Here is a 10276-nt window from a genome sequence, read left to right on the forward strand (position 1 = left end):
CATCCCGATCAACGCATGCGCCAGGCGGTTGGCGCGTCCGTTCAATTCGCCATAGCTCAATGTCCGGCCTTCGAACACCAGCGCCACCGCTTCGGGCGTGCGCTCCACCTGCGCCTCGAACAACTCGTGAATCGTGCGCTCGGACGGATATGAGGCCATCGCCGCCAGAGTCTGTGCGAACAGCGCCCTGCTTTCGTCCTCGCCAAGCAAAGGCAGCTGCGTCGCGCCAAGTTGCGTCGACGCATATGCGCTCAGCCATTGGCGCCAGCAGGCGGCCCATCGCACGATGGTTGCTTCATCGAAGCGATCCGCCGCGTAGCCCAGCGTACAGACTAGGCCTTCCGGCAACTCGGCGACATTCAGCGACAACTCGCTCGCCATGGCGGCGGCGGAAAACTTTTCAGAACCCGATTCGAACGTCGCCTGGAAAGCGCACGCTTCATGCGTTCTCCATCCGGCTACGTCAACGATCTGCTCCAGCGTCAGCTGTGCATGCCTAACCGCAGCGCGCAGGCGCTGCTGGACCAGCCCGACCAATGCGTGCTGCGTCGAGGTCGAATCCCATGCAACTCGTATCGGGAGGATGGTGTGGTCATCGGCGCCGGCTCCGCCCTGCCGATAGCCCATGCAGGCCGGTACGCCTATCACGACATCTTCCTGCCCGCTCAGCCGGCCAAGCAGCACGGCCCATGCCATCAGTAGCGCATCGGTTAACGATGCATCCAGACTGGCGCTCTTCGCTTGCAGCGCTTGCATGAGTTCTTTGGAGACGGAGAATCGATGTGTCTGCATGCCTCCGCCATCACATGCCCTACGTGACCAATCAACCGGCAGCCGCAGCTGCGTGGGTGCATCCTGCAGTTGCTCGCGCCACAATTGAATGCTGCGATCGAGCGCGCCGGCAACGTGCCACTGCCAGTGATCGGTGCCAACGATCAGCACCTCGGGTGGGTCCTGATCGGCGAAGCGATACGCTTCCAAGAGGCCACCACCAAACATCGCCCAATCCGTCGTAGACAGTTGCGCCGCAGGGATGCGCAGCAAGAAATACTGCCAGGAGTCCATTTCGAACTGCACGCCGGCCAGATCGTGCGCACCATGCAGAGCAGCTGCCATTTGCTCTATCCCTGCGTGGATGTCCACGTGGACCTGCACGCCTGCGTCGAGCAATTTCACGGCTATCGGCTTGTCCGCTATACGCGCGGCAACATGATCCAGCCATGAGCGCAGTGCTGCCGCATGGTCATGATGAAGATGCTTGTGCCTGATGCAGGCATACGTATTCACGCCGACGCCGGGCAGCGCTGGATGTCGCCAGCGCGGCAGCCACGCCAAACCCAGGTCCGGAACCATGGCATCGACATCGGCAAGCATGGCGCGCAAGGCACTCACCATGCGTTGGGCCAATTCCATGATGCGCGCTTCCGAGCGATCCAGGCGCGTGCCCAGATGAACGATCATGCCATCGCCACCGTCGCTGCTGATCAGGGTGGAGAGCTGGAAATCGGTTTCCTCGTGTACATCGTCCAGCCGGGCCGCTAGCCTGTCACCTTGCAGCAGTCCCTGTACGACGTGGAAGTTCGTATAGGTAAACAGCGAGGTGGCAGCGGCACCTTGGTGTTGCTTGATGATCAACGAATAGGGATAGGCGCGATACGGCTTGCGCTCGATTTCGGCGGCATGTGTCTCTTCAATCAGTTGCCGCCAGGTTCTGCCGGTGAAATCCAAGCCAGCCGGCAACGTGTTCAGAAACAGGCCCACGAGGTTTTGTGCGCCCAACGCTTCGGGCCGCCCATTGTCGGTGATGGCGCTCATGACGCGACGGGACGTCGCCAGCGTGCGCAACATGTAGGTGTGGGCAACGAAGAATAGCACTTTGGGCGAGACTGCCATGACGGATGCAGCCGCACGCAACTTTTCCACCATCGACTGTTCCAGGGGTAGCGAGCAGCGCGTGAACCGCCCCAGTGGCCAGGAACGCAACGGATCTTCATATGGGCGTTCACGGCAATACTGCGTCCAGTAACCCTTGCTCTGTTCGTTCTGCTGCTCGGCCAGCTGTTCGGCCACGTAGTCAGCAAAGCGCAGGCCGTGGCTATCGAATACCGCTGTCGCTTCGCCCGCCTGGCAAAGCTCCCAGTAGATTTCGAACAGTTGCCGCTGCAGGGTGGCCATGCTCCAGCCATCGAGGATGGCGTGATGAGCATCGATCACCAGCTGGATCCGTCCTTCGCGCCGTTTGAACACGCTGAAACGAATCAGGCTTGGGGATTCCGGCGCCAACGGGGTGTGCTTCAGTTCTTCGACATAGCGCCGGATGGCTTCGTTTTGTCCGCCTTCTTCCAACGAGGAAAGATCGAACGTGGATACGGCAGCCGGCATTTGCTTTTGCACCAATTGCATCGGCACGGAGAAACTTCGTGTGTCAAATCGCGTGCGCAGCGCCTGATTCAATGCCACTACACGGTCCATCGCGCGGCGGAAGGTTTCCTCTTCATAACGAAACGACAGGTTAAACGAAAATACGTCGTGGTAGACGCCTTGAGCCTCTGCATAATTGCCATGGAACAGCATGCCTAGCTGCAACAGCGTCGCCGGGTACGCGTCCTCCAAGTCCGGAGGTAATTTGCCGGTATCGGCCGCGTCAATCAGCGAGAATGGAGCGCGCGATACGGCCTGGACAACCGGATCGCGCCGCGATCGACTACAGAACGCTGCCAGCTGTTCCAGCTTCGAATGGCGGAATACGTCCGCCACCGACAGCGCCATGCCCTTTTGGGCGAGCTCGGCGACTACCTGGATGGACAGTATCGAGTCGCCGCCAAGCGCGAAGAAATCGGCCTGCCTACCTATCTCCTTGACGCCCAGTAAATCACGCCAGACCCCGGCGATCGCCTCTTCCGTGGCGGTAAGCGGCTCGGTTTGCGTCGAAAGTTCAGCTTTGTGCGCTTCAAACACCTTCAGCAGTTCCGCGCGGCTCACTTTTCCATTCGGCGTGAGCGGGAAGCGATCCACCCAGAACGCCCTGCGCGGCACCATGTGCCGCGGCAATTGGGCGGAGAGCGCGTCCAGCAAATGACTTTCGTCTACATCCTGCTGCGCCCCTTCAATGAAAGCCAGCAGCACCTCCAGACCTTCGCCGGTATAGAGCTGGATGCTCACGTGCGCACCCGCAAGCTGTTGCTGGATTGCGTGCACGACCTGGGCGGACTCGACCCGCTTGCCGCGAATCTTTAGCTGGCCGTCACGTCGCCCCACATAGATGATGTTGCCCTCGGTATCGTACTTGCAGAAATCGCCGGTGCGGTACACCCGGCCCAGCGCCCCGCCCAAATCCAGATACGCCTCCAGCGTCGCCGCGGGCAGCTGGTGATAACCCAGACCAACGCAACTGCCGCCGATCAGTAGCTCGCCCACCGCACCTGGCATGCACAATCGCAAATGCTCGTCGACGATGTAGGCCTGGCAATTCTGAATCGGACGTCCCACCGTAACATTGCTGCGCTGCAGCCATTGCTCGCCGGGAGCGACATGCGCCAGCGAGATATCCGCGCATTCGGTAGGACCATAGATATTTGCAAGCCAGGCGCGATTGGCCGGGCGTTGCAGCCAGACTTGCAGCAAGGACAAGTTCAACGACTCGCCCCCCAGAGCCACCATGTTCAGGCTGTTCAGCTTGCTAAAATCATCGGCCGCTGATGATTTGAGCAACGCATAGAAGGCACTGGGTACGCAATTGATTACGCTAACCTGCCATGCTTGGATAAGGTCAACGAGCGCTGCTGCATCGAACAGGCCACTAGGGGCAAGCACCAATCGGGCCCCCACCATTAGCGGCGCCAGGATATTCTTGATCGATGCGTCGAAACTTACCGGTATCATCAAGAGCACGCGGCTGTTGTGATCGATGCCGGCAAAGTCCACGTACCAGTCACACAGGTTGCTCAATCCCGCATGGTCGATCAGCACGCCCTTGGGGTATCCGGTCGAGCCGGAGGTATAAAGCAGATAGGCAGGAACCTCGGGCTCAGGCTCGACGAATTCGTGCGCCTGCACCTGCGCGCCCTGCCTGTGGACCACGTCGATATCCAGCACCATGCCGGCATAGTTGGATAGCGCATCGCCATGGGCTCTGTCGCTGATAACCACCGGCGCTTCGCTGTTGTCGAGCATGAAATCCGCCTGCTCGACCGGATAGTCTGGATCCACCGGCACGAAGACCGCGCCCGCGCGCATGATCGACAAAATGGCCACAACCAGATTGACGGAGCGCTCCAGGTAGACGGCTACTCGGCTTCCTGCTCCGATGCCAAGCATTGCAAGCTGCTGCCCGACCTGCTCGACCTGGCGGAGCAGCATGGCATAGGTCGCCTGCTCATCCGCGGCGCATACGGCCAACTCATCCGGATGTTTCAATGCCGATTGGCGGAACCTTTGGTATGGACCGTTAAAAAGACCTGCCGGCTTGGACAGACCATGGATCCACGGTGCCAGCCGGGCCATTCGATCTTCTTGCAGCAGCTGCGCAAGCGGACTTGCCGGCGCCTCCAGCACCATTCTCATGAGGCCGAAATAGTGCATCATCCATGACTGCACGTTTGCCGACTCGAAAAGATCGCTATTGTAGAAACAGGTAACCTGATCTCCGACAATCTGCATGGTCAGGTCGTACTGCGAAGTCACTTCAAACGCGTCTTCTGAATGCGCGCTCACGCCCTCGAAAATGTCGTATTCGATCCCCTCGCTGTGATAGAGGAACTTGACCTGGAACAGCGGCGTATAGGCTTCGTCACGCTCCTGTGCGAAGTCTTCCACCACCTTGTCGAAAGGCGTTTCCTGGTAAGCAAGCGCACGCAAGGTTGTGGCATAGGTGCGGTCCGCGCAAGCTTCGAAACTTTCGTCCAGATGCACACGCCCGCGCAGAGCGAGCTGATTGACGAAAAAGCCGGCTACCCGCTCCAGCTCGGCATGGTCGCGACCGAACGTATCGGTACCAACGACGATGTCGGATTCACCGGTAAGCTGATTCAACAGCAAATAGTACAGTGCCAGATGAAAGGCAAATTCCGAGAGCTTGCGATCCTTGATGAATTGATTTCGCCTAAGCAAGAGCTCATTGGAAAGGCGCTGGCGAATCCTTCCCCCTCGATACGTTGGTAGGGCTGGACGCTTGTAATCGGTAGGCAGTTCCAGCACGCCCTTGCATCCATCCAGTTCGTGCTGCCAGAACGAGCGGCCAATGCTATAGCCGCCACGTTCCACATGGCCTTTCTGCCACTGGGCAAAATCGCGATAGGTGGCCGGGTGAATCGATGTCTGCGCAACTTCGCGCCCCATGCGCAACGCGCGGTATCGTTCGGCAAGCTCATTGAGAAGCAGCTTGACCGACCATTCGTCAGTGGCGATATGATGGAATGCCAGCAACAAAGTGTGTGCATCCGGCGCCGTCTGGATCAGGCAAGCACGCAACGGGGCATCCTGCTCTAAGATAAACGCCTGTCCGGCGATCTCTTTGCGCCGTTGAGCCAGCAGTGCGTCCCGGTCTTCGGCGCCGTCGGCGGACAGGTCCAGGAAACCGATGGGAACCGCAAGCTCGGGTTGATAGCGTTGATACGCAATGCCGTCACGCAATGCGTAAGTGGTACGGTAGATCGCATGGCCATCGAGTGTATGGCGCAGCGCCTGCATGAATGCTTCGGTATCAAGCGCGCCGTTCAGAACAAGCTCCAGCGGCATGTTGAAATGCGTGGCCTGTGGACGGTACTGGTAGAGAAAGAACAACCGGTTCTGGGCAAGAGACAGAGGGCTCTCGTTTCCCTTGGCCGAACCGGCTATGACTTGCTCGGCATGGTGCTCGGCGAGCGCCGCTTTGTGTTGTCTGATTTCGTAAACCAGCTGCTCGCTCAGGCGACCCTCCGCGCCGGTGATGCTCAGCTTGCCATCTTTTGTGCGCAGTTTTATGCCATTTTCAGACAAGTGCTCTACCAACTCGAACAGCTTCATCCGTTGCCCCCGATTCGGTGATTCAATCCCAATGCGTTGCTTTGCGATTCAGTGCCCGCGCAATGCAAACGACTACAACTCCCAGCGCCTCGAACCCACCAAACGCTCCGCATGCAGTCCGCGCTCGGCGCAGAACGCCAGCAGGCGCTCGGATTCCTGGACCTGTCGAGAGTTTTCGTGATAGTCCAACCCCATGAAATAACGAAACCATGGCTCCATACCGAGCGCATAGATGTAGACTTCGTTCGGCGCAAAAATCTCCACGAGCTTTCGCGCCGAATCGAAATCCGACCCATTCAGGCGCCGCGATTCATTGATGGCACGTGGAATTGGCTTGATGAACAAAGGGCCGTACATCCAACTCAATGGCGCGCCCACGCACTCCATCCCGATGAACAGAAGGTCGAGCTTGCCGATCAGCCGATGTATGCGCTCATACATAATGGCATCCACGCTGGCTGAATCCGCGCCCGAAAAGATCTTCTTCCCGGCCAGCTCGAAATACCATGCCGTTTTCGAACGGATATTCAGGTCCGCGTGTTCGCCGAGGAAGGGAATGGCCCGGATGTATCCGTCGTCCAGGCGTAACGTTTCCATGTCTTCGAACTCACGTACTATGAGGCCGATTTTCTGCAGCATCAGCTTCACGGACGGATCGAAAAGGTTGCCTCCCGAATTCTTTGGAACCAGCACGCAGCCGATCTTGTGCCTTAGCTGGATCAACGTTTCGACGCATACATGGTCCATATGCGTGTGAGTCAGGCACACATAGTCGATGCGATCGGGCAGTTGCGCAAAGCTTACGATATCGGTTTCGACGTAACGCTTGTCGACGCTTGCAATAACCGGATCGACCATGATGGCGACATGGGGCGTTTCCAGTAGCAGTCCTGCGTGGCCGGTAAAGCGGATCCTCAAGGAGGACTGCAGCGGTTCGTAGCCGCGCTGCGGCGGTGTGGCGGTAAACAATTCGTCGAATCCGACCCCGCCTTGCTGCTGGCAATCGGCAAACAGCTTCCGCATCCGGTCCATCGATACGGGACGCGTCCTGGCGGCAAATAGCTCATCGAGCGACGGACTCGACAGTGGCACGTCAAGGTGAAGATGGTTCTGATCAGGGAAGCGCGGCGAGCTGAGCACGAATGGCCGACGTTCCACGCGTTCCAACATGCCCAGGGAAATGCTCTGTATCGATTCGTCATAAAGAGGGCTTTCATAGATAAGCCCTTCGATCAGGCGAAAGGTGGCGTTGTGGCCACCGTCATACACCAGCTCGACGTAGCCCCTCAGCACTTCCGGTACCTGCTCATAAAGCCGCTCGAGGGAATGTCCCGTCTCCTTGGCAAGCAGCTCGTTGAGTTCGGCGACCGCGTCGCGAATGCGACGATAGACATCGTGGCTTTCAATATCCTCGACCAGGCGACGGACGTCTTCTACTTGTTCTTCGGAGCAATCCACAAAATCACCGCCGGCCAGGCCCGGCTGGCTTCTTGCCGCGATATGAATGCGATGGTTGTTCACGAACGACTTCATGAGGCGAAGGTTGCGTCCCATGAAGTTCAGCGCGGTGCATACCGGCGGAAGGAGATAAGGCCAGGCGTACCAGTTGCGCAGGAGCGGCTCGAAATAAACGTCTTCACGCAAATAGACCTGCTGTACGGATTCGTTCATGCAGACGTGCCCTCAACCACGCGTAGAGTGTTGATTTCCTCGATATGGCTGGATATCCACTTGGCCAATATCGAATCGTCCCTGTTCGGCATCCATGCGCCGATCTGCTCGAAATAGTCCTCGGTAAACTTGCCGGCATATCCGATTCCCTTTGCTGTGTCGCGAATCCATTCCTGGCGGAGCGTGGCGACCTCATATTCCGGATGGCCCAACACGATCAGGAAACGCCGGTCGCCGGTTTCCAGTACTGCATCAATGCCTTCGCTGCATGCAACCCGGCGCAAACCGTGCATGGTCTGGCGCTCCACTTCGACCGGGTCCAGCAGCGCCCGCGTGCTGAAAGGCATGCAGACGTCGCTTCCGGGAGCCCCTGCGTAGATACAACGCGGATCCATCGACTTGAGTCGATACATTCCGAACACCTTGCCTTCGACCAGCCGCTTGCCGATGCCCAGACACTTGGCGATGGCCAATCCGCCGAAGCAGATTCCAGCGGTGGCGCGAATGCGCCGGCCGGCCTGGGCGATAATCTGTGCAAGCTCGGTCCAATACGACACTTGCTCGTAATCCAGGTGCTCCACGGGCGCACCCGTGATGATTAGCAGGTCCAGCCTGACCAACTCCAGCGTTTCGGCAAACGAGCGATAGTGCCCTTGCGGTATCGTCCGGTCGCTGTATTGGTGCGTCACCAGGCGGATGGGGTACAAATCCATCACGTCTTCGTGCGAAGCCAACGCCGAACGAACGAGCGCCTCATAGCTCATCGTGTCGGGCATCATATTCAAGAAACCAACCTGGATTTTTCGCTTCACCGCCCCCTCCCTGATGCTGAAATCTATAGGTCCAGCACAATGATTTTTTCGAACACGTCGACGCCGCCCCCTTGACGCTCGTCGATACGAGCGGCCATGGCCTGCAGCGCAGGCGCTTGCAGCAGAGCGCTGATGCCAAGGTCCACACCGAATTGCTTCTTGATGGCGAAGCCCAGGCGCACAGCCAAAAGCGAATGGCCACCCAATTCGAAAAAGCTGTCGCTTCGGTCCACGCGCTCCACCCCGAGCAGCGCTTTCCACAATGTCGCAAGCTTTTCCTCGACTTCTCCCTGAGGGGGAACATAGTGCTGGCGCGCCACGCCTGCTTCGGCAGGGGGCGGTAATGCCGTGCGATCCAGCTTGCCGTTGGCGCTCAGCGGCATGACCTCGAGCATCACATAGGCCGATGGCAGCATGTATTCCGGCAACACTTGGCGCAAATGCGCCTGCAAATCCTTCTTCAGGCCAGAGGCATGGAACCAGCTTGTCGCGGCCGTGGACGCCGGCGGCGACCCTGCAGGCTCCAATTCATCGCCGCTAAGGCGTGTTGCGTATACGTTGTAGAGCGCCGTGCTGTATAGCGCCCGGTCTTGTTCACAGCGCACGGTATAGCCGTGGGAAGCCAGGATTTCCGTGATTCGGCTCAGCCGTCCGTCGACGTCGTGAACTTCCAGGACGAGCTGGCTAATTTTCGACCAATGTTCGGCATCGATGCCTCCGAGCACATCGAGCTCGGCATTTTCCACGTCGATCTTCAGCAGGTCGATGCGAGCGATGCGATGCTCATCAATGACATCCGAAAGCGTTCGGATCCAGCACTCGTACTGCTCACCCGCCAACTTGTCTTCCAGCAACGACTCCAGTCCTGCCTCGTCGATCGCCAGACCACCATCCAATGCTGCCTGTCCAAGCAGGAATGTTCGCATCGTCGCGCGCGCCTCTTCCCTGCTGGTACGGCTGCTTGAAATCACCGTATTGTGCGGATAGAACGTGAAAACCTCCTGCCTGGCCGCAGCGCCCAGCCCGCAATGAAATAGTTGGGCGTTCAGGCCATAGAGTTCGGCGTTTCGTTGCAGCGAAGCGAAGATCGGCTGCACCGGTTCGAATGCGTAGACCTTCGCCTGTGGAAAGCGCCGTCCGACGAACAGCGTGAATAATCCGATATTGGCGCCCACGTCGAATACGCAGGCACCGTCATGCAAGGTAATTCCGTGCTTGAGATAGATCTGCTCATCGAAGATCTCTTCGTAGACGAACTGGGTTTCGCCTGCGTTGTGATGAAACACGAACATGCCATTTGGCAGTTCAAAGCGACGGGCCGCACAATCGGCTTGCTCGCGCTCCATGCGCAACCACTGGCGTGCGGGATAGGCGTGCGTGGCGGAGGGGACCAGATAGGCGATCAGTCGCCTGTCTTGTTCCTCATCCTCGCGAACCAACACGTGTGCCTCCTGCACGCCTGGATGGGCCAGCAGCGCCGCCTCGATCTCGCCCAGCTCGATGCGGAAGCCACGGATCTTCACCTGGAAGTCGTTGCGACCCAGGAATTCCAGCACCCCATCCGCTCGCCACCGTGCCAGGTCGCCCGTGCGGTACAACCGCGCTCCAGGCTTCCCACTGAAGCGATCCGCCACAAACCGCTCCGCCGTCAGCTCCGGCCGATTCAAATAACCCCGCGCCACCCCCACACCCCCGATGTACAACTCGCCGCTCACGCCCACCGGCACCGGCTCGCCATACGCGTCCAGTACGTAGATCTGCATGTTCGCGATCGGACGGCCGATCGGCAC

The 10276-nt window shown here is 58.8% G+C and carries 4 protein-coding genes; all 4 read right to left on the bottom strand.

Annotated elements, in window-relative coordinates; all coding sequences use genetic code 11:
* A partial coding sequence (locus VJR68_RS18935; protein ID WP_414647820.1) for an amino acid adenylation domain-containing protein occupies nt 1–6003 on the bottom strand: 6003 nt, incomplete at its 3' end.
* Nucleotides 6004–6075: 72 nt separating this feature from the next.
* Nucleotides 6076–7674 (bottom strand): MBL fold metallo-hydrolase, encoded by a 1599-nt coding sequence (locus VJR68_RS18945; RefSeq protein WP_324150193.1) that lies wholly within the window; start codon nt 7672–7674, stop codon nt 6076–6078.
* Entirely contained in the window at nt 7671–8486 is an 816-nt protein-coding gene (locus tag VJR68_RS18950; protein ID WP_324150194.1) for a homoserine O-acetyltransferase/O-succinyltransferase family protein, read from the bottom strand. The genes VJR68_RS18945 and VJR68_RS18950 overlap by 4 nt, the downstream gene beginning before the upstream one ends.
* 23 nt (nt 8487–8509) lie before the next feature.
* Nucleotides 8510–10276, bottom strand: a 1767-nt coding sequence (locus VJR68_RS18955; protein ID WP_324150195.1) for an FkbM family methyltransferase, incomplete at its 5' end; no start/stop codon positions are given.

The sequence above is a fragment of the Dyella sp. genome, assembly GCF_035277725.1.
Taxonomy (GTDB): Bacteria; Pseudomonadota; Gammaproteobacteria; order Xanthomonadales; family Rhodanobacteraceae; genus Dyella_B.

Excerpts from the sequence above, each read along its gene's own strand:
- VJR68_RS18945 (WP_324150193.1), bottom strand. The coding sequence starts at position 7,674 with ATGAACGAATCCGTACAGCAGGTCTATTTGCGTGAAGACGTTTATTTC.